The 19014-nt window shown below is 68.1% G+C and carries 19 protein-coding genes; 7 read left to right on the top strand and 12 right to left on the bottom strand.

Annotated features, from left to right (window positions below; all coding sequences use genetic code 11):
- Positions 1 to 348: 348 nt before the first annotated feature.
- The 6 genes from coq7 to OOZ48_RS07375 are packed head-to-tail and all read right to left on the bottom strand — an operon-like array spanning position 349 to position 5141.
- A complete protein-coding gene (gene coq7 / locus OOZ48_RS07400) occupies positions 349 to 1020 on the bottom strand; it encodes a 2-polyprenyl-3-methyl-6-methoxy-1,4-benzoquinone monooxygenase (protein WP_269496967.1) in 672 nt (223 codons plus the stop codon).
- A 10-nt stretch (positions 1021 to 1030) separates the two neighbouring features.
- On the bottom strand, positions 1031 to 1633 hold the full coding sequence (locus OOZ48_RS07395; RefSeq protein WP_269496966.1) for a hypothetical protein: 603 nt from the start codon (positions 1631 to 1633) through the stop codon (positions 1031 to 1033).
- Positions 1630 to 2253 carry an SCO family protein gene (locus tag OOZ48_RS07390; RefSeq protein ID WP_269496965.1) on the bottom strand — a complete coding sequence of 208 codons (624 nt, stop codon included), beginning with the start codon at positions 2251 to 2253 and terminating at the stop codon, positions 1630 to 1632. Before OOZ48_RS07390 ends, OOZ48_RS07395 begins: the two co-directional genes overlap by 4 nt.
- Positions 2254 to 2260: 7 nt before the next feature.
- Positions 2261 to 2848, bottom strand: a complete 588-nt coding sequence (locus OOZ48_RS07385; protein ID WP_269496963.1) for a c-type cytochrome — start codon at positions 2846 to 2848, stop codon at positions 2261 to 2263.
- 29 nt (positions 2849 to 2877) lie between these two features.
- A complete protein-coding gene (locus OOZ48_RS07380; protein ID WP_269496962.1) occupies positions 2878 to 3468 on the bottom strand; it encodes a cbb3-type cytochrome c oxidase subunit II in 591 nt (196 codons plus the stop codon).
- 2 nt (positions 3469 to 3470) lie between these two features.
- On the bottom strand, positions 3471 to 5141 hold the full coding sequence (locus OOZ48_RS07375; protein ID WP_269496960.1) for a cbb3-type cytochrome c oxidase subunit I: 1671 nt from the start codon (positions 5139 to 5141) through the stop codon (positions 3471 to 3473).
- 171 nt (positions 5142 to 5312) lie between these two features.
- Here OOZ48_RS07375 and OOZ48_RS07370 point away from each other — a divergent pair, with 171 nt between their 5' ends.
- The gene (locus tag OOZ48_RS07370; RefSeq protein WP_269496958.1) at positions 5313 to 5735 is read left to right on the top strand and encodes an OsmC family protein; all 423 of its coding nucleotides are present in this window, start codon (positions 5313 to 5315) and stop codon (positions 5733 to 5735) included.
- 21 nt (positions 5736 to 5756) lie between these two features.
- Here OOZ48_RS07370 and OOZ48_RS07365 read toward each other — a convergent pair whose 3' ends face one another.
- Genes OOZ48_RS07365 through OOZ48_RS07355 form a run of 3 tightly spaced genes read right to left on the bottom strand, consistent with a single transcriptional unit; the run spans position 5757 to position 8365 of the window.
- Entirely contained in the window at positions 5757 to 6728 is a 972-nt protein-coding gene (locus OOZ48_RS07365) for a thymidylate synthase (RefSeq protein WP_269496957.1), read from the bottom strand.
- Positions 6725 to 7546 carry an HpcH/HpaI aldolase/citrate lyase family protein gene (locus OOZ48_RS07360; RefSeq protein WP_269496955.1) on the bottom strand — a complete coding sequence of 274 codons (822 nt, stop codon included), beginning with the start codon at positions 7544 to 7546 and terminating at the stop codon, positions 6725 to 6727. Before OOZ48_RS07360 ends, OOZ48_RS07365 begins: the two co-directional genes overlap by 4 nt.
- Before the next feature lie 51 nt (positions 7547 to 7597).
- On the bottom strand, positions 7598 to 8365 hold the full coding sequence (locus OOZ48_RS07355; protein WP_269496953.1) for a crotonase/enoyl-CoA hydratase family protein: 768 nt from the start codon (positions 8363 to 8365) through the stop codon (positions 7598 to 7600).
- A gap of 227 nt (positions 8366 to 8592) precedes the next feature.
- Between OOZ48_RS07355 and glyQ the strand changes: the two genes are divergently transcribed.
- From glyQ to gloA, 6 genes are all read left to right on the top strand, one after another.
- A complete protein-coding gene (gene glyQ, locus OOZ48_RS07350; RefSeq protein ID WP_269496951.1) occupies positions 8593 to 9486 on the top strand; it encodes a glycine--tRNA ligase subunit alpha in 894 nt (297 codons plus the stop codon).
- Positions 9487 to 11628 (top strand): glycine--tRNA ligase subunit beta, encoded by a 2142-nt coding sequence (gene glyS, locus OOZ48_RS07345; RefSeq protein WP_269496949.1) that lies wholly within the window; start codon positions 9487 to 9489, stop codon positions 11626 to 11628.
- Positions 11625 to 12170, top strand: coding sequence for a D-glycero-beta-D-manno-heptose 1,7-bisphosphate 7-phosphatase (gmhB, locus tag OOZ48_RS07340; RefSeq protein ID WP_269496948.1), 546 nt, complete (start codon positions 11625 to 11627; stop codon positions 12168 to 12170). Before glyS ends, gmhB begins: the two co-directional genes overlap by 4 nt.
- 1 nt (position 12171) lies before the next feature.
- Positions 12172 to 12906 (top strand): lysophospholipid acyltransferase family protein, encoded by a 735-nt coding sequence (locus OOZ48_RS07335; protein ID WP_269496946.1) that lies wholly within the window; start codon positions 12172 to 12174, stop codon positions 12904 to 12906.
- Complete coding sequence (locus tag OOZ48_RS07330) at positions 12887 to 13762, top strand: M48 family metallopeptidase (RefSeq protein WP_269496945.1); 876 nt, start codon at positions 12887 to 12889, stop codon at positions 13760 to 13762. The genes OOZ48_RS07335 and OOZ48_RS07330 overlap by 20 nt, the downstream gene beginning before the upstream one ends.
- Positions 13763 to 13833: 71 nt before the next feature.
- The gene (gene gloA, locus OOZ48_RS07325; protein WP_269496944.1) at positions 13834 to 14229 is read left to right on the top strand and encodes a lactoylglutathione lyase; all 396 of its coding nucleotides are present in this window, start codon (positions 13834 to 13836) and stop codon (positions 14227 to 14229) included.
- Between the two features lie 12 nt (positions 14230 to 14241).
- Here gloA and rsmA read toward each other — a convergent pair whose 3' ends face one another.
- Genes rsmA through OOZ48_RS07310 form a run of 3 tightly spaced genes read right to left on the bottom strand, consistent with a single transcriptional unit; the run spans position 14242 to position 18925 of the window.
- Positions 14242 to 15033: a 16S rRNA (adenine(1518)-N(6)/adenine(1519)-N(6))-dimethyltransferase RsmA gene (gene rsmA, locus OOZ48_RS07320; protein ID WP_269496942.1), complete on the bottom strand. Its 792-nt coding sequence runs from the start codon at positions 15031 to 15033 to the stop codon at positions 14242 to 14244.
- Positions 15034 to 15035: 2 nt separating this feature from the next.
- Complete coding sequence (locus OOZ48_RS07315) at positions 15036 to 16547, bottom strand: peptidylprolyl isomerase (RefSeq protein WP_269496940.1); 1512 nt, start codon at positions 16545 to 16547, stop codon at positions 15036 to 15038.
- Entirely contained in the window at positions 16544 to 18925 is a 2382-nt protein-coding gene (locus tag OOZ48_RS07310; RefSeq protein ID WP_269496938.1) for an LPS-assembly protein LptD, read from the bottom strand. The genes OOZ48_RS07315 and OOZ48_RS07310 overlap by 4 nt, the downstream gene beginning before the upstream one ends.
- Positions 18926 to 19014: the final 89 nt, after the last annotated feature.

The following is a 19014-nucleotide window of genomic DNA, read 5'->3' as shown; positions in this document are numbered from 1 at the left end:
CCGGCGGCCGAACGCAAAAAAAAGCCCAAGATCCGAAGATCCTGGGCTAAATCCACCAAAGGAGGAGGGTGGAGGAGACAACCTTGGCAAGTCGTGGCTGCGAGGGCCTGGGCCCGAGCCTGGCGTGATTCAGGGTTTTCCCGCTGCAATCACGTTTCGACATCCGATAAGCAAATTATATAAAAGCGTATGGTGCAATGCAAGAAAAATTTGTGTTCTTTCGTGAGCGTCGCCAGTCCGTGGTATTTTTTTCACAAAACCGTCGAGTAAATGTTGAGTTTGTCATTCAGGACAAACCCTAGGGTCACAAAGCCTTACACAATCGGCCCCGTTTGCCCTTCCGCCCTCCTATAGGCGGTACGCCGTGGCCGTCATCACGCGCGACATGCCGCGCATGGCCATGCGCACGGGTGCCGGCAAGCGGTGGGCCCCGTGGTGCTCGGCCGTCGCCCGGTGGCCGATCTCGTCGTCCCGCATCTGCGTGACGATGCGGCGCGAGCGCTCGTCCTGCGGCGGCAACGTGTCCAGATGGCCGTCCAGGTGCTCCTCGACCTGGCGTTCGGTTTCCGCCATGAAGCCGAGGTTGTAGGGAATGCCGGCGCGGCTGGCGACCACGCCCAGGGAAAAAGCGCCCAGGTACCACAGGGGATTGAAGACGCTGGGCCGGCTGCGCAATTCGTCCAGGCGCTGGCGGCACCAGACCAGGTGATCGACCTCCTCGGCCGCGGCCTGATGCAGGACTGCGCGAATTGATGCATCGCGGCAAAACAGCGCCTGGCCGCGATACAGGGCCTGGGCGCAGATCTCGCCGACGTGGTTCACACGCATCAGCCCGGCCGCGTGGCGGGCATGATCGCCCTCGAGTTCGACGGCATCGACGGGCCGGGGGCCGGCCGGATTGGGCCGCGCCGCGGCGACCGAGCCGTCGAGCACCTGCAGCGCCCGGCCCACTTCGGTCAGCACCGCGTCCAGCGGTCCGCGGCGTCGCTTCCATTCGGTTTCCGTGATTGCCTGCGTCATGATGGGACTCCTAACGATTCAGAAAACGCCAGACCGGCTTGATCCGGACCAGCAGCCACGCGAGGGGCAGCAGGATCGACAAAGCGATCAGGCCGTTGCCGGCCCACGCCTGGTCGTCCAGCAGGTAGGCGTTGCACAGCCGCGCCGGCTGGTCCAGGTAGATCAAGCCGACGATGGCGCTCATCCAGCAGAAATTGCCCAGGAAGAAGAGCTTGACCACAGTATTGGAGCGCCGCAGCGACGCCCCCAGGATCCACCCCGCCACCGGCAGGCCGAGCACCTTGAACGCCGCCATCCGCCAATCGACCAGCGCATCGTCCAGCGCCTTGGGCACCATCCAGCAGGTGCCGACCAGGCTGGCGAACAGCAAGCCCGGCATGCCGTATTCATTATAGGACCAGGCCGGGGGCCGCCTCGATGAGCCCGCGCCGCCCGCGCGGTCGCGCCACGCGCGCCAGGCCCGCTCGGCGCAGACGCCGGCCAGGACCAGCAGCGGAATCTGGACCAGCATGTGCGTACTCATCGAGGCGGTGAGCGGCGCGCGCCAGATCAGCGCCACGGCGTAGAACGCCAGTGCGGCGAGCGCGGGAGGCCAGGGGCCGCGCATGTTCATCGCCCGGCCTCCGCGGCCAGGTCCACGGCGGCTTGCAGGGCGTCGCCCGGATCGTCCAGGTCGACGATGCGCGCCAGGCGTCCGTCCGGCGTCACCACGTGAAAAGCGGCATTGTGCTCGAACTGGGCCAGGGGGGCGGGCACGACCACGATGCCGAACAGGTCCAGCAGCCGCGCGCCCGCCTCCGGATCGGCAAACGACAGGAATTGCCAGGTGCGCGCCTGCGCGTGCATGCGCCGCGCATAATCGGCGAGCTCGCGCGCCCCGTCGCGCGGATCGAAGCTGATGCTCAACAGGCGCACACGTGCGGCCAGACCTCGTTCGTCGATCGCCCGCTGCAGGCGCTCGGTCTGCGATCCCTGGGCCAGGCACAGCGACATGCAGCGGGAATAAAAGAAATTGACGATCGCCACGCGGCCGTCGGCCGACAGGTCCGCCAGCAGCGTCGTCGTTCGACCGGCGGCGCCGATCACCGGCGCATCGGGCAGGGGCCGCGGCTCGAGGGCGACGGCCTGGCGGCGGGCGCCCTCGGCCGTCAAGACGGTAAAGCCCGCCGTCACCCAATACAGAGCCCCGGTCCCGGCGGCCAGGGCCAGCAGCAAGGCCAGAGCCCAACGCATCCCGCGGCTACTGCTTGAGCATGGGCAGGAGCTCCTCGTCGCCGTTCCAGTGGTCCGGATGGTCCTTGGTCGCCTCGCGCTCTTGCTGGACCAGCTTGGCGTCGACCTCGCCGGCGGTATTGCCGAAGCTCGTGCGGATGTGGCTGACCACCGCCGCGAGTTCGGCATCCGAGAATTTTTCCTTGAAATGCGGCATCTCGCCGTTGTACTGGGTGCCCATCACCGTCAATGGCCCCTTGACGCCATGCAGGATGATGCGCACCGCCACCGCCGGATCCCCGATGACCCACTCGGAACCCGCCAGCGGCGGAAACACCCCTGGCACGCCCGCGCCCGAGGCCTGGTGACAGGCGACGCAATTGGCGGTATAGAGCTGGCCTCCGTCCGCGGCGACCGGCACCGCGAAATCGGCGGCCACCCGGTCATCGCCCAGGTTCGCCGGCATGGGGTTGTATGTCGCCCAGATGTAGTACGCCGCCCAGACGAACAGGGCGCCGATGATGGTGAGCACCAGCTTGGGCACCGGGCGGCTGCCCTCGTAGGGCTCGGGCTGCTCGCGCCGCTGCTGACTGTCCGTGGTCTTTTGGTCCGTCATTCTGTTCTCCTAGTACCCGTCGCCCGCGCTCAGCGCAAGGCGGCATTGGGTTTGACCGGGTACGTGTGGTCCAGCCCGATGAGGTACTCGACCAGGTCGAGCGCCTGCGGCGTGGCCACGATGACCTGGCCGGACGGGGCATAGCTGGGCGGCACGTTGACCACCTTGTCGTCCGCATCGGCCTTGTCCTTGAGCTTGAACAGGAATGGGAAAGCGGGCATGGTGCTGCCCGGCACGTAGGCGCGCGGCTCGTAGAGGTGGCCGAGGTTCCAGTCCACGCTGGGCTGGCGCGCGCCGATGTTGAACAGGTCCGGCCCCGTGCGCATCGTGCCCAGCAGGTGCGGATGGTCGTAGTAATAGTCGCCGGCCACCGGCGCGCGGCCCCAGCCGCGCTGGAAGTCGGGCGCCTGGGACTGGCTGCGGGGCTGCTGCGAGTGGCAATAGACGCAACCGTTGGCGATATAGACCTCGCGCCCGCGCAGCTGGGCCTCGGTATAGGGCTTGAGCCCTTCGGGCGGCGGCACGTCGGACAGTTGCATATAGGGCACCACGACGAGCGTGGCGGTCGCCAGCGCGAGGGTCACCATCGCGCCGCTGAGGAGTTTGTATTCGCTTTCCATGATCAGGCACCTACCGCCGCCTGGACGACAGGCTGACGTTTTCCATGCAAGAGGGCGGGTCCCACGCGGCTTGGGCCGTAGCGCAGGGCCATGAGGGCGAAATGCACGGCGAAGACCAGGTGGCCCAGCGTCATGATGGCGCCGCCCACCGAGCGCCCTTCAAGGTAGGGGATCGTGACCCGCACGGAATCCATGAACGGCCGGCTGGCATCGAGCATCGCCAGGCCCTGCAGCCAGCCGCCGATCGACAGCGTCACGAAGTAGATGCCGAAGCCGGTCACCACCAGCCAGAAATGCAGGACGATGAGTTTCGGATGCGGCCATTCCCAGGACATGACGCGCGGCATGACGAAATACATGGCACCGAACATCACCAGTGAAAAGAACCCGTACAGCCCCAGGTGGGCGTGCGCCACGGTGAAGTGCGTGAAGTGGGCGACGGTGCTGACGGAGCGCAGGGCCTCGAACGAGCCCTGCACCGAGCTCAGGGTATACATCATGGCGCCCAGCACGATGAAGCGCAGCGTGGGCGAATACACCATGGTGCGGAAGTTGCCGCGCATGGTGAGGTGCTGGTTCACCGAAAAGGCCAGCACCGGCACGATCATCATCATGCTCTGCACGATCGACAGGGTGATCAGCCAATGGGGCACCGGCCCGCCCACCAGGTGGTGGCCGCCCACTTGCCCGTAGAAGAACGCCAGCGCCCAGAAGCCGATCAGCGACAGGTTGTAGGATTGGATCGGCCGGCCGATGATCTTGGGCAGGAAGTAATAGACCGACGCCAGCGCGATCGGCGTGTAGTACAGGCCCAGCACGTTGTGCCCGAACCACCAGTTCATGGTCGCCTGCTCGACGCCGAAGTGCACGCCGGGGATCTTGCCCACCAGGTACAGCACGGGGAACCAGAACAGCGCCGCGCCCATGTACCAGATCGAGACGTACAGGTGGTCGACCTTGCGGTTCTGCAGCGTGAATACCAGGGGCAGCGCGATCAGCGCCCCGCCCAGCACGATCAGGACGCTGACCTGCCAGGGGATCTCGAGCCATTCCAGGCCGTCGTTGATGCCGGCGGCGATGCTGCCCAGGCCGGCGATCAGGCCGGCATTCCACAGCATGCAGCCCAGGATGGCAAAGCGCCCGCCGTACAGATGGGTCTTGAGCAGGCGCGGCAGCGTCCAGATGGCCACGCCGAAGGCCGCCATCGGCGCCCAGCCGTAGGCCACCATGTTCAGGTGCAGCGTCCGGGTGCGGCCGAACGTCAGCCAGGCATACTGGGTGAGGAACTCGGGATCGTGCAGCTTGATCGAGCTGATCAGGCCGAAGACCGAGGCCAGCACCAGCCAGACGATGGCACAGCACAGGAAGGTGAACACCACGAAGGCCGTGGACTGGTCGGCCTCGAGGCGTTCTGCAAGCTCGACCTTGAGTTGCCCCGCAAGGGACGGATCGACGACCGCCGTGCCGCTGTCGGCGACGGTCTTCTGCAGGCCGGCCTTTTGGGCGGCCGTGGCCGAGGGATCCTCGATGTGGCCGATTTCGCCGGTCGAGAAAATGACGCCCGCCGCCTCGGGATTCTCATCGAACATATTGCGCCGCAGCGACCAGATGAAGATGCCCAGGCCCGTGACGGATAAAATGAACGTGAGCAGGAGTATGGTGACGGTATCCACGCGATTTCCGATTGATGACTGGAAGTGTGGGAGGCGCCGAAAATCGGCCCTCAGAGCGCTGCCATTGTACCGGCAGAATTGATCTATGATAAATCTAGAGACTTAATCAATCCTTAATTACCCTATGTCGCCTGCGGGTTTTCCGGCGGGCTTTCAACAGGACCACGCACCATGGAATGCACGATCGATTGGCAGGGCCCCGAGGGCATGCTGTTCATTTCCCGCACGGGCAGCGGCCACGTCATCGCCATGGACGGCGCGCCCGAGGGCGGCGGCCGGAACCTGGCCGCACGGCCGATGGAAACCGTGTTGACGGGGGCCGGCGGCTGCGCCGCCTACGACGTCGTGCTGATCCTCAAGCGCGGCCGGCATGCGGTCACCGGCTGCCGGGTCACGCTCACCGCCGAACGCGCCGACACCGATCCCAAGGTCTTCACCGCCATCCACTACGCCTTCACGGTCAGCGGCAGCGGCCTGCCGGCGGCGGCCGTCGAACGCGCGGTCGAGCTGTCGCACAGCAAGTACTGCTCGGCGATCGCCATGCTGGAAAAGACCGCCGCCATCACGCACTCGGTCGAGGTCCTGGAGGCCTGACCCTCCCGCGCCGCCGCCCGGCTACACCGCCATCGGGGCGGTCAGCGGCGCGTGGTGGCGGTAATCGGCCAGCGTGAAATCCCCGGGCTCGATGCGCTCGAGCCAGTCGGGCTCGTAGCGGCCCGTCGCGGCGTAGTCCGGGATGCGCGAGGACAATTCCAGGCGCGGCAGGGGCAGCGGCTCGCGGCGCAATTGTTCGCGCAGCATGTCCGCGTGGGTCTCGTAGATGTGGGCGTCGCCGATGAAATACGTGAACCAGCGCGGCTCGTAGCCCGTCAGGCGCGCCACCAGGTGCGTCAGCGCGGCGCCCTCGGCCAGGTTGAAGGGCGTGCCCAGCCCCACGTCGTTGCTGCGGATGTACAGGCACAAGGACAGTTCCCGCGTGGCGGGGTTGGCGAGGAACTGGTAGAGCAGGTGGCACGGCGGCAAGGCCATTTCGTCCAGCTGCGCCCAGTTCCAGCCATGGAACAGGATGCGCCGGCTGGCCGGATCGCGGATCAGGGCATCCAGGCAGGCGCGCAACTGGTCGACCGCCTTGTACAGCAACACGCTGGGGACGCCGTCCTCGTCGAATTCGGCCACGGGGCGATAGCCCTGATCCCGGGCCGCGGCAATGCGGGCCGCCGCCTGCGCGGGCAACAGCTTGTAGGCGGGCCAGCGGCGCCACTGCACGCCATAGACCGGCCCCAGGTCGTCCGGCCCCGAACGGTGGGGATTGGCCAGCCAATGGGCATTCTCGTTGGCGTTCTGGTCCCAGACCTTGCAACCCAGCGCCCGGAACTGCGCCGCACTGTCCGCCCCCCGCAGAAAACCGATCAGCTCGCCCATGGCGGACTTGAAGGCGAGGCGCTTGGTGGTGACCGCGGGAAAGCCCGCACGCAGGTCGAAGCGCAGGCAGGCGCCCGGCAGGCTGAGCGTACGCACTCCCGTGCGGTTGTCCTGCCAGGAACCCTGGTCGAAGATGCTCTGGACGAGGTCGAGGTAGGCTTTCATTGGCCGTCTCGCGCCAGCAGGCGCCGCGCCCGCTCGATCAAGGGCAGGTCGACCATGCGCCCATCCACCCGGAAGGCCAGCGCACCGCCGCGTTCGGCTTCGGCCAGGACGCGCCGCGCCCAGTCGAGTTCGTCGGCCGAGGGCAGGAAGGCCTCGTGCACGATGGGAATCTGGGCCGGGTGGATGCACAGCATGCCCCCGAACCCCATGTCGCGGGCCACGGCGATCCGCCGTCCCAGGCCCTCGAGGTCCGAAAAATCGGCATAAATCGTATCCAGCGGCGGCGGCAGGCCGTTCATGCTGCTGTGCAGGAGGATCTGGTAGCGCACCTGGTCCAGGATGCGGGCCGACCCCTCGGTGCCCGGACGCGTGCCGAACTCGAGCATCAGGTCCAGGATTCCGAAGGACAGGCGCCAGACCCCGGCCGCCCCGGCGATCCCGTCCAGGTTGCGCAGGCCGCGCGCGCTCTCGATCACCGGAATCAGGGGCTTGCCCGCCCCCGAGACAATATGGACGTGGCGCGCGGCCTCGGCCTTGGGCAACACGATCCCGACGACGCCGGGCAGCTCCCGGCACAGGGCCAGGTCCTGATCGAACCAGGTCGTGGTGCCGTCGTTGATGCGCACCATGAAACGCTCGTCGGGATGGGCGGCCGCGAACTCGGCCAGGTGGCGGCGCGCGGTGAGTTTGTCGTCCGGGGCCACCGAGTCCTCGAGATCGATGATGACGGCGTCGGCCTCGGTGGCCAGCGCCTTGGGCAGGCGGTCGGGCCGGATCGCCGGTACGAACAGCGCGGTGCGCAGCAGTTTGTCGTGCATGTCGTGTACTCCTTCAGAGGCCAGGCGGGCGCAGCCGCCCCGGCATGGCCGTCAGCGGCCCTTCCAGACCGGGGGGCGCTTCTCGGCGAATGCGGTGGCGCCCTCGCGCGCATCCTCCGAGGCGAAAATGTGGGCGATGCGCGGGCGCTGCAGGTCGAACATCTCGTCCTGGCGCCAATTGCGCGACTGCGAAATGACGTGCTTGGCGGCGCGCACCGCCAGCGGGCCATTGGCCGCGATCGTGCGGCCCAGCGCCAGAGCCTCGTCCAGCGCGGCGCCCGGCTCGGCCAGGCGGTTGATCAAACCCAGCTGGTGCAGGCGCTCCGCCCCCATCATGTCGCCCGTGAGGACCGCCTCCATCGCCACGTGATAGGGGATGCGCGCCGGCAGCCGCAGCATGCCGCCCGAGCCCGGCACCAGGCCGCGCTTGGTTTCGGGCAGGCCGAGACGGGCCTCGCGCGAGGCCACGATCAGGTCGCAGGCCAGGGCGAGTTCGCAGCCGCCCGCCAGGGCATAGCCCTCGATGGCGGCGATCAGGGGCTTGGCCGGGGGGCGTTCGCACAGGCCGGCGAAGCCGCGCTCGCCCACGTAGGGGCGCTGGCCGGTCCGGGCGAAGGCCTTCAGGTCCATGCCGGCGCAAAAATTGCCGCCCGACCCGGTCAGGATGCCCAGGTCGACATCGGGATTGCCGTCCAGTGCGTCCATGGCGGCGGCGATCGCCTCGGCGGCCTCCAGGTTGATGGCATTGCGGGCCTCGGGCCGGTTGATGCTCATGATCTGGATACGGTCCACGACCCGCAGTTCCAGGACGTCACTCATGGTTTTCCCCTTTTCTGTCCGTGCTCGATGAATGTGATTGATCCGCCCGATTGTATTGCGTCCCCGGCGGCGCGGCGGCGCCCGGCCACCCTGCGGGAATGAAACAGATAAAATGGGGCGCGGCGCACCGGTCGATCCCTGCGGGACGGACCCCGGGCGCCACACCCGCGAACCGGCCCCGATACGAACCTTCCATTGACCGCGACACCCCGCGCCGCCCATCATCCATGCTCACATTCCAACAGTTGATTCTATCGCTCCAGCAATACTGGGATCGTCAGGGCTGCACCCTGCTCCAGCCCTACGACATGGAGGTCGGCGCCGGGACCTCGCACACCGCCACCTTCCTGCGCGCGATCGGCCCGGAGCCCTGGCGCGCAGCCTACGTCCAGCCCTCGCGGCGCCCCAAGGACGGCCGCTACGGCGACAACCCCAACCGGCTGCAGCACTACTACCAGTTCCAGGTGGTGCTCAAGCCCGCGCCCCCGGACATCCTCGAACTGTACATCGACTCGCTGCGCAGCCTGGGCATCGATCCCCGGCAGCACGACATCCGCTTCGTCGAGGACGACTGGGAAAACCCCACGCTGGGTGCCTGGGGCCTGGGTTGGGAGGTCTGGCTCAACGGCATGGAAGTCACCCAGTTCACCTACTTCCAGCAGGTGGGCGGGCTGGACTGCGATCCGACCATGGGTGAAATCACCTACGGCCTGGAACGCCTGGCCATGTACCTGCAGGGTGTGGAATCGGTCTATGACCTGGTCTGGACCCAGGGGCCCGACGGCGCGCCCGTGTACTACCGCGACGTGTTCCACCAGAACGAGGTCGAACAGTCCACCTACAACTTCGAGATTGCCTCCACCGCCATGCTGTTCGCCCACTTCAACGACTACGAGGCCGAGGCCAAACGCCTGATCGAAGTCCCGCTCGCCCTGCCCGCCTACGAGGCGACGCTGAAGGCCGCCCACACCTTCAACCTGCTGGACGCGCGCGGCGCCATCAGCGTCACCGAACGCGCCACCTACATCGGCCGCATCCGCGCCCTGTCCCGCGCCGTGGCGCAGGCCTACTACGATGCGCGCGAACGCCTGGGCTTCCCCATGCTGCGGGAGGTCGCGTAAATGAGCACGAACCCGAACGCACGCCCGCTGATCGTCGAGCTGGTCACCGAAGAACTCCCTCCCAAGGCGCTCGACGCCCTGGGCCAGGCCTTTGCCGAAGGCATCCGCAAGACGCTGGACACGCTCGGCCTGCTGGCCGGCCCCGGCGCCGCCGCCTACGCCACGCCCCGGCGCCTGGCCGTGCGGCTGGACGCCGTCCTGGGCCAGGCTCCCGACCAGGCCTACGCCGAAAAGCTCATGCCTGCGGCCATCGGCCTGAACGAAGCGGGTGAACCCACCCCCGCGCTGCTGAAAAAGCTCCAGGCCAAAGGCCTGGGGCACCTGGGCGCCGCCGATCTCAGCCGCCGGCACGACGGCAAGCAGGACGTGCTCTACGCCGAGGGCACCGCCCCCGGCGCGCGGCTGGCCGACGGCCTGCAGCAGGCCCTGGACTACGCCGTCACCCACCTGCCCATCCCCAAGGTCATGCAATACCAGTTGGCCGACGGCCGCACCAACGTCAAGTTCGTGCGGCCGGCCCAGCGCCTGCTGGCCCTGTGGGGCGCGGACGTCGTGCCGGTGCGCACGCTGGGCCTGGAAGCCGACCGGCTCACCCTGGGCCACCGCTTCCAGAGCAGCGGCCCGCTGTCCATCGACTCCGCCGAGACCTGGGCCGAGCGCCTGTCTGGCGAAGGCCGTGTGGTGCCGTCCTTTGCCGAGCGGCGCGCGCTGATCGCCAGCCAGCTGGCGGAATCTTCTGCCGCCCTGGGCGCGACCATCGGCCAGGAGCCGGAGGTCGAGGCCCTGCTGGACGAAGTCACCGCCCTGGTCGAATACCCGACGGTCTACGTCGGCGCCTTCGAGGAAGAATTCCTGGCCGTGCCGCCGGAATGCCTGATCCTGACGATGCGGCTGAACCAGAAATATTTCCCCCTGTTCGACCCGGCCACGGGCGCGCTGACCCACCGCTTCCTGATCGTCAGCAATTCGCAGCCCGCCGATCCGGCCCACATCATCCAGGGCAATCAGCGCGTGGTGCGCCCGCGCCTGGCCGACGCGCAGTTCTTCTACCAGACCGACCTGAAGACACCGCTGATCGACCGGGTGGCCGAGCTGGCCAACAGCGTCTACCACAACAAGCTCGGCACCCAGTTGCAGCGCACCGAGCGCGTGCGCAAGCTGGCCCGCTGGCTGGCGCCGCTGCTGGGCGGACCATTCGAGCCCGCCGCCCGCGCCGCCATGCTGGCGCACGCCGACCTGAGCACCCAGATGGTGGGCGAGTTCCCCGAACTGCAAGGCATCATGGGGGCCTACTACGCAGCCCACGACGGCGAACCGCCCGTCGTCGCGCGCGCCCTGCGCGATCAATATCGCGTCCGCCTGGACGAGCCGGTCACCGATGCCACGCTCACGTCCGCCGTGCTGTACATGGCGGAACGCGCCGAGACCCTGATCGGGATCTGGGGCATCGGCCTGGCCCCCACGGGCGAACGCGACCCCTACGGCCTGCGCCGCGCGGCCCTGGGCCTGATCAGCGCCTACGAACAACTCACGGCCGGCGGCCAGTTGCAGGCCAGCCAGGACTCACCGGCGCGCCTGTCGGCCCTGCTGGAACAGGCCGCGGCCAACTTCGCGCCCGGCCAGCTCGCCGAGGGTACGGTCGAGGCCGTGCTGGACTTCGTCTACGAGCGCTGCCGCAATCAATTGGCGGCCCACTACGAGCGCTCGGCCATCGACGCGGTGCTAGCCCTGCGCCCGCCGCTGCATCAGGTTGCGGCACGCGTCCAGGCCTGCGAACGATTCGCCGCGCTGCCCGAGGCCGAATCCCTGGCCTCCGCCAACAAGCGCGTCAGCAATCTGCTGAAAAAGGCCGACGACGCGCAGTCGGACTTCGACCCGGCTCTGCTGGCCGAACCGGCCGAGCGCCAACTGGCCGAGACCATCGCCCGCCTGGAACCCCAGGCCACCGCCCAGTTGCAGGCCGGTGACTTCACCGCCAGCCTGGCCACGCTGGCCCAGGCCCGCGCCGCCGTCGACGCCTTCTTCACCGACGTCATGGTCATGGCCGAAGATCCTCGCGTGCGGGCCAACCGCCTGGCCCTGCTGCGCTCCCTGCACGGCCTGATGAACCAGGTGGCCGATCTGTCGAGGCTCGCCCGGTGAAACTCATCATCCTGGACCGCGACGGGGTCATCAACCACGACAGCGACGCGTTCATCAAGTCGCCGGCCGAATGGATCCCCATCGACGGCAGCCTGGACGCGATCGGCCGGCTGTCGCGCGCGGGCTGGCGCGTCGTGGTCGCCAGCAACCAGTCGGGCATCGCGCGGGGGCTGTTCACCATGGATACCCTGACCGCGATCCACACCAAGATGCACCAGGCCGTGGCCGAGGCCGGCGGCCGGATCGATGCGATCTTCATCTGTCCCCACGGCCCTGCGGACGGCTGCGCCTGCCGCAAGCCGGCCCCCGGCATGCTGCACGACATCGCTCGCCGCCTGGACGTGCCGCTGGCAGGCGTCCCGGTGGTGGGCGACAGCCTGCGCGACCTGCAGGCCGCGGCCCAATGCGGCTGCGCGCCCTGGCTGGTGCTGACCGGCAAAGGCCGCAAGACCTGGGCGGACACCGGCTCCCATGACCTGCCGGCCGGCACCGAAGTCCGCGACGACCTCACGGCCGTGGCCGACGCCCTGCTGAAGGCCTGACATGAACACACTGCGATCCGGCCTCTACATGGCCTTCATGGTCGTCACGGTGATCCCCTATGCGCTGGCCTGCGTGCTGTGGGCGCCCCTGCCCCTGCACTGGCGCTATGTGCTCACCACGGGATGGCCCCGGATGTGCCTCTGGGCGGCCCGCTGGATCCTCGGCATCCGCTACGAGGTCACGGGCATGGAGAAGCTCCCCGACGGTCCGCTGATCATTCTGTCGAAACACCAATCGGCGTGGGAAACGCTGTTCTTTGCCACGCAGATGCCGCGCGACGTGGTCTTCGTCTATAAAAAGGAACTGCACCGGGTGCCGTTCTTCGGCTGGGGACTGGCGCTGCTCAGCATGATCCCCATCGATCGGCGCAAAGGCCGGGAATCCTTCGATCAGGTCGTCAGCATCGGCGGCCGGCGCCTGCGCGAAGGGCGCTGGCCGGTCCTGTTCCCCGAGGGCACGCGCGTCGCGCCGGGCGAGATCGGCCGCTACAAGCAAGGCGGCGCCCTGCTGGCCTGCCGCACCAACACCCCGGTGATTCCGGTCGCCCACAACGCCGGCGAGCGCTGGCCGCGCAATGCCTTCATCAAGACCCCGGGCCTGGTCACGGTGTCGTTCGGACCGATCATTCTCCCCGAGGGCAAGACGCCCGCCGCCCTGAACGCCGAGGTCCAGGCCTGGATCGAGGCTGAAATGCGGCGCCTGAATCCCGAGCGCTATGACGGGACGACAGCTTGACCTGTTCCCGGCGGACGCCGGGGTGCGGCCCGGGGTCCCGCTACGCTCCCAGGAGATCCCCCTCATCCCCGCGCCGCCCGCAATCCTGCCGCTGCGGCCGGACGCGCTGCCCGCAGGCACCCGCTGGCGCGAGGTGGTCCTGGATGCCCAGACATTGGGATTCCTGCTGCGGCGTTCGCGGCGCAAGTCCATCGGCCTGGTGATTCGCGACGACGGCCTGCTGGTGCAGGCGCCCGCGTGGAGCACCCTGCCGCAGATCGATCAGGTGGTGCGCGACAAGGCCGGCTGGATCCTGCGCAAGCTCGAGGAGCGCGCCGAACGCCTGCAGCTGCTGGCCCTCCAGGCCACGCAATGGCGCGCCGGCGGCGCCATTCCCTACCTGGGCGTACGCATCGAGCTGGCCCTGGACGGCACTCGGGCCGTCCGCTACGCGGGCGACGCCGACGCCCCGCGCCCCGGCGACGTCCTCAGCCTGCCGCTGCCCGAGGATGCGGACGCGGACCGCATCCGGGACAGCGCGGGCGCCTGGCTGCAGCAGCGCGCCCGGATCGACTTCGGCCGCCGCCTGGACCGCTTCCTGGCCGCGGCGGGACAATCGCTGGAGGGCTGGGGCCTGTCCTCGGCCACCGGCCGCTGGGGCTCGTGCACCAGCGACCGGCGCATCCGGCTGAACTGGCGGCTGATCCACTTCCAGCCGCCGTTGATCGACTACGTCGTCGCCCACGAAGTCGCGCACCTGCGCGTCATGAACCACGGCCCCGCCTTCTGGCGCGAGCTCGAGCGCCTCCAGCCGGGCTTCAAGGCCGCCCGGGACACGCTGGCGCAGCACAGCCCCGACAGCCTGCCGCTGATCTGAGCCGCCCGCACGGGTCCGCATTTGCGTATGATGGAGGCATTCCATCCACCACCTGGGGAGAATCACCCATCATGCGTCTGCTACACACCATGCTGCGCGTGGGCAACCTCGACCGCGCGCTCATGTTCTACACTGACATCCTGGGCATGCGCCTGCTGCGCCAGAAAGACTACCCCGACGGACGATTCACGCTGGCCTTCGTCGGCTACCAGGACGAGGCCGACGGCGCGGTGCTCGAGCTCACCCACAACTGGGACACCGAAAACTACGACCTGGGCAATGGCTACGGCCACATCGCCATCGAGGTCGAGGATGCGTACGACGCCTGTGCGCGCATCAAGGCCAAGGGCGGCCACGTGGTCCGCGAAGCCGGTCCGATGAAGCACGGCAGCACCGTGATCGCCTTCGTCGAGGATCCCGACGGCTACAAGATCGAACTGATCCAGCGCGGGACCCGCGCAGACTGATCCGGCGCGATACTAGGCGGTCGGTTCCGCGCCGGCCGCCGCCAGGGCGTCGGCCATGTCCATGAACTGGGCCACCGACAGCTCCTGGGGACGCGCCGTGGGGGGGATGCCCAAGGCGTCCCAATCCAAGGCCTCGGCCCAGACGCCGAGACTGCCGCGCAGCATCTTGCGGCGCTGCTCGAAGGCGCGCGCCACGACGCGCTCGAAGGCCCGCGGGCTGCGCGGGCGGCGCAGCGCATCCCCGGCCAGCGGCCGCATGCGGACCACGGAGGACACCACGCGCGGCGGCGGCTCGAAAGCCTCGGGCGGCACGTCGAACAGGCTGGACATCCGGTAGCGCGCCTGCAGCATGACCGACAGGCGCCCGTACTGGGTGTCCCCGGGCCGGGCCACCATGCGCTCGATCACCTCGCGCTGCAACATGAAATGCTGGTCCTGGACCTGGTCCGCCCATTGCATCAGATGGAACAACAGCGGCGTCGAGATGTTGTAGGGCAGGTTGCCGACGATCCGCAGGTCCGTGCCCATCGCACCGAAATCCATTTCGAGCGCGTCGCCCTCGTGGACCTCCAGGCGTTCAGGCGGCCATTCGCGGCGCAGGCGCGCGGCCAGGTCCCGGTCGAGCTCGACCACCAGGAGGCGGTCCAAGTGCCCGAGCAGCGGCCGGGTCAGCGCTGACAGGCCGGGCCCGATCTCGACCATGCGGTCCGCGGGCTGCGGATCGATGGCGCGCACGATGGCGGCGATCACCGCCTCGTCGTGCAGGAAATGCTGGCCGAAACGCTTGCGTGCCTGGTGGGCCATGCTCAGCGTTCCGCCGGCGTGTCGTCCACGAGGCGATTGTCGATGTAGGCCTGGGCGCGCAACTGATCCAGCCATTCCTCGTATGCGGGCCCGATCCGGCGCTGCATGAGTTCGCGGCGCGCCTGCATGCGGCGGACTTCGTTTTCCATGTTCTTGCTGCGGCGCTCCTCGACCTGGATCAGGTGCCAGCCGAAGGGAGACTTCACGGGCTGGCTGACCTGGCCGTCGCCCAGCGCGTCCATGGCTTCCTCGAAGGCCGGCACCGTATCGCCGGGCGACAGCCAGCCGAGGTCCCCGCCCTGCGGGGCCGTGGCGTCCTCGGAGTATCGCTTGGCGAGCTCCGCGAAGGATTCGCCATGCTCGATGCGCGTGCGCAGCTGCTCGAGCAGGGTGCGGGCCTTGTCGTCGCTCGTCACCTTGGTGGTCTTGATCAGGATGTGCCGCGCATGCGTCTGCGTGACCATCACCGGTCCGGATACGGGCTGCTGGCGCTGCGCGGGCTGGGGCGGCGGCGCGGCGGCGGGCGCGCGGGCCGGCGGCGGGCGACGGGCCGCCGAGGGCGCCTGGGCATAGCCGCGGCGCAGCACCTTCAGGATATGGAAGCCGCGTCCACTTTGCAGGATCCCCGAGATCTGGCCCGGCCCGAGATTGCGGACGGCCTGCGCAAACAGATCCGGCCAGTCCGCCAGCGGGCGCACACCCATGCTGCCCCCGTCCAGGGCCTGCGGACCATCGGAGGAGGCCGCCGCCGCGCCCGCGAAATCGGCGCCCTTGCGTAATTTATTCAGGATGGCTTCGGCCTCGCGGCGCTTGGCCTCGACCTCCGCGCTGGAGGCGCGCTCGGGCACCTCGATCAGGATCTGCGCGATCTCGAGGAGCTCGGGGCCGGTCGGCGCCGGCGGCGGGGGCGGCGGCTCGGGTGCCGGCGGCTGGGGCGGGGGAACCACCTGGTCGGTCGCGCCACCGGTGCTCAGGAAGGCATCGATGTCGCTGTCGCTGATGTTGATGTGGTCCGCGACCAGGCGCTGGCGCAGCATGTCGTCGCGGATCTGCTGGCGCAGTTCCTCCCGGTAGGCCTCCCACGACAAGCCGCCGCGCTGGATCTCGTTGCGCAGCTGGTCGGCCGTCAGGTGATTGCGCCCGGCGATGGACTGCACGGCGCGGTCCAGCTGCTCGTCGGTGACCCGCAGGCCGATACGCTGGGCCTCCTGGCGCTGCAACTCGTCATTGATCATTTGCTGCAGGACCTGGCGGCGCAGCGTGGCCTCGTCGGGCACGGGCACGTTCTGCAGCGCCATCTGCCGGCGGATCTGCTCGGCCTTGACGGTCAACTGGCGCAGCGTGATGACCTGCTTGTTGACGACCGCGGCAATCCCGTCGACGAACTGCTGGCTGGGGGCCTGCTGCTGGGGCGGCGCCTTGGTCGCCGCCAGGGCGGTGCCGCCCGCGACGAGGCCCGACAAGGCCCAGAGGACCAGCGCGACACGGACCGGATAGTACGGACGAGACATCATTCATACCTCTCGAAGGCGGTTTTTTCGGGTATCGGCGCGGCCACCGACTCGTAGCCGACGACCCGCTCGGACAGCAGTCTCATGGGATCGGTGCCCAGCGAGCCCAGGCCGGAGAGCTCCAGTTGCAGGAAGACGGCGGTGTTGGCCTTTTCGGCCGACACCGCATAGCGCTGCATGACCACCCGGGCCGTCCAGCAGCAGTCGCCGCGATATTCCAGGCCCAGGATCGACTGGGTGCTGCGCTTTTCCTGCAAGGAATAATCATAGCGGCCCACGCCGTACCATCGGCGCGAGATCGGCCATTGGCCGCTCAGGCTGACCTGTTCGCGCGATTCGATCGTCGCATCGTCGCTATAGACGCGGTAGGGATCGTAATAGGCGTTGGGATCGCGTTCGTAGCGATAGGCCAGCGACACCGTCGCCAGGCGCTTGGGGTTCCAGCGCACGCCCGTGCTCAGCCGTTCGCGCTGGCGGGTCTCGGCCTTGAACTGCCCGTCGAAATACACCGAGAACTTGTCGGTGAGCGCCGCATTGGCGCCCAGCAGGTAATCGGATTTTTTATCGACCCGGGGGGTCTGGCCCGGCAGGGTGACCTTGAGGTCGGTGAAATAGAAGCGCTGGGCCGCCGACAGGGACAGCCGCTCGAATCCGGTGTCGGCATCCAGCCAGCGCGTGGTCATGCCCAGTGTGAACTGGTTCGCATTGGCGATGCGGTCCCAGCCGCCGCTGAAGATGTTCTCGTCGAAGGCCTGGATGAAATTGAAGGTGGCCACCCCGGTATCGAAGACCGGCAGCTGTGACTGGTCGCGATACGGCACATACAGGTAATAGGCGCGCGGCTCGATGGTCTGGATGGCGTCGTTGCCGAACAGCGTCGTCGAGCGCTCGAAGGTCAGCCCGCCGTCGATCGAGGCGATGGGCAGCACGCGCGACTGGCTGCGGGGCCAGCCCGCATAGGCCGGCAGGTCGGCCGAGAACCATTCGGTCTCGTAGTGGCTCATGTGCAGGCCGATCTTGGGCGTCAGGTAGGCGCCGGGCAGCACGAAGGGCCGGGAGATCGTCGTATAGGAGGTGGCACGCGTCCCGTTGGGCATCAGGCGCTGGCCGGACTGCTGGGGAAAGGCGTCGCCGTGATAGATGGGCGACACGAAGCGCGTCGCATAGTTGTCGGACACGATGTCCAGGCCGTTCCAGTTGTAGTGCTGCGCCCGCATGTAGAGTTCGGGCAACTTGTCGTAGGGCGGCGTGATGAACGAGCCGGTGCTGTCCTGCAGGGTCTGGTAGCGATAGAACTGCAGCGAGCCGCTGAGGTAGCGATTGCCCGACCACGAGAGCAGGGCCTGGCTGGGCATGTAGGTCACGGCCGCGTCATTGAGCCCGAAGGTCGAGAAATCGCGGAAGTAATCGTCGTCGGACACCTTGCGCGCATCCAGGTAGGCGGTCAGCCCGTACGGCAGCTGCTGCGTATGCTGCCAGGAATACATCCAGCGCTTTTCACCCCTTTGCTGGTCGTGCATGAGGTAGGTGCCGAATGCCTGTCCGCTGTATTCCCGGCCCAGATAGCGCACCTCGGTGCCCAGCTGCAGGCCGCGCTTGCTCATGTAGCGGGGAAACAGGGTGGCGTCGTAGTTGGGCGCGAGGTTCAGGTAGTACGGCGTGGTGAGCTCGAAGCCGCTGTTCGACGAGGTGCCGTAGGTGGGCACCAGGAAGCCGGATTTGCGCTCGTCGCTGAGGGGAAAGGTCAGGTAGGGGGAATACAGGATGGGGACATCCTTGAAGTACAGCACCCCGTTGCGCGCCACGCCCTCGTTCTGATCCATGTACAGGTCGACGCGGCTGGACTCGATGTACCAGGCGGGGTCGGGGCACGGGCAGCCGCTGTAGCGCACGCCGTACAGCCGCATCATGTCACGGCTGAGGATGTCGGCGGCATCGGCCGTGCCGGAGCCCGCGCGCTCGCCCAGGCGAAAAGCGGGCTGCTCGATGCGGCCTTGTTCCGAGTCGACGTTGTAGCGCAGGTGCGGGCCGGCGACGATGCTGGCATCGCGCATCAGCAGCCCGCTGCCGCGCACGTCCAGGTCGCCGGTGGCGCGGTCGTACTCGATCCGGTCCCCCTTGACCACGCCGTCGATGCGGCGGACCTGCGCGGCCCCCTCGAGGATGATGATGTCGTCGTCGCCCTGGCGGATCTGGTCGCCGATCAGAAACGCGGGCTGGTCGTTGCCGTCGGCCACGCGATGCGTGCCGAGGCTGCCCACCATCCGCATCCCCGATGAGTCGGCCGCGGGCGCCTGCGCCCACGACTGCGCCGATGCCGCCAGGCAGACCCCCGAAATCACGATGCGCCAGACCCAATGCACGAAGAACCAGTCCTCCAAGGATGATGTTTGTACCGCAACTGATCCGCGCACCCACAACGACCAGCGACCCAGTATTATAGAGAAGGTGCCGCCGCTGTGCGCCCGAC

It is taken from the genome of Castellaniella sp. S9 (genome assembly GCF_027257175.1).
Taxonomy (GTDB): domain Bacteria; phylum Pseudomonadota; class Gammaproteobacteria; order Burkholderiales; family Burkholderiaceae_B; genus Castellaniella.
This window is presented reverse-complemented; position numbering and strand designations above follow the sequence as displayed.

Excerpts from the sequence above, each read along its gene's own strand:
- coq7 (WP_269496967.1), bottom strand. The coding sequence starts at position 1,020 with ATGACGCAGGCAATCACGGAAACCGAATGGAAGCGACGCCGCGGACCG.
- OOZ48_RS07395 (WP_269496966.1), bottom strand. The coding sequence starts at position 1,633 with ATGAACATGCGCGGCCCCTGGCCTCCCGCGCTCGCCGCACTGGCGTTC.
- OOZ48_RS07390 (WP_269496965.1), bottom strand. The coding sequence starts at position 2,253 with ATGCGTTGGGCTCTGGCCTTGCTGCTGGCCCTGGCCGCCGGGACCGGG.
- OOZ48_RS07385 (WP_269496963.1), bottom strand. The coding sequence starts at position 2,848 with ATGACGGACCAAAAGACCACGGACAGTCAGCAGCGGCGCGAGCAGCCC.
- OOZ48_RS07380 (WP_269496962.1), bottom strand. The coding sequence starts at position 3,468 with ATGGAAAGCGAATACAAACTCCTCAGCGGCGCGATGGTGACCCTCGCG.
- OOZ48_RS07370 (WP_269496958.1), top strand. The coding sequence starts at position 5,313 with ATGGAATGCACGATCGATTGGCAGGGCCCCGAGGGCATGCTGTTCATT.
- OOZ48_RS07365 (WP_269496957.1), bottom strand. The coding sequence starts at position 6,728 with ATGAAAGCCTACCTCGACCTCGTCCAGAGCATCTTCGACCAGGGTTCC.
- OOZ48_RS07360 (WP_269496955.1), bottom strand. The coding sequence starts at position 7,546 with ATGCACGACAAACTGCTGCGCACCGCGCTGTTCGTACCGGCGATCCGG.
- OOZ48_RS07355 (WP_269496953.1), bottom strand. The coding sequence starts at position 8,365 with ATGAGTGACGTCCTGGAACTGCGGGTCGTGGACCGTATCCAGATCATG.
- glyQ (WP_269496951.1), top strand. The coding sequence starts at position 8,593 with ATGCTCACATTCCAACAGTTGATTCTATCGCTCCAGCAATACTGGGAT.
- glyS (WP_269496949.1), top strand. The coding sequence starts at position 9,487 with ATGAGCACGAACCCGAACGCACGCCCGCTGATCGTCGAGCTGGTCACC.
- OOZ48_RS07335 (WP_269496946.1), top strand. The coding sequence starts at position 12,172 with ATGAACACACTGCGATCCGGCCTCTACATGGCCTTCATGGTCGTCACG.
- OOZ48_RS07330 (WP_269496945.1), top strand. The coding sequence starts at position 12,887 with ATGACGGGACGACAGCTTGACCTGTTCCCGGCGGACGCCGGGGTGCGG.
- gloA (WP_269496944.1), top strand. The coding sequence starts at position 13,834 with ATGCGTCTGCTACACACCATGCTGCGCGTGGGCAACCTCGACCGCGCG.
- rsmA (WP_269496942.1), bottom strand. The coding sequence starts at position 15,033 with ATGGCCCACCAGGCACGCAAGCGTTTCGGCCAGCATTTCCTGCACGAC.
- OOZ48_RS07315 (WP_269496940.1), bottom strand. The coding sequence starts at position 16,547 with ATGATGTCTCGTCCGTACTATCCGGTCCGTGTCGCGCTGGTCCTCTGG.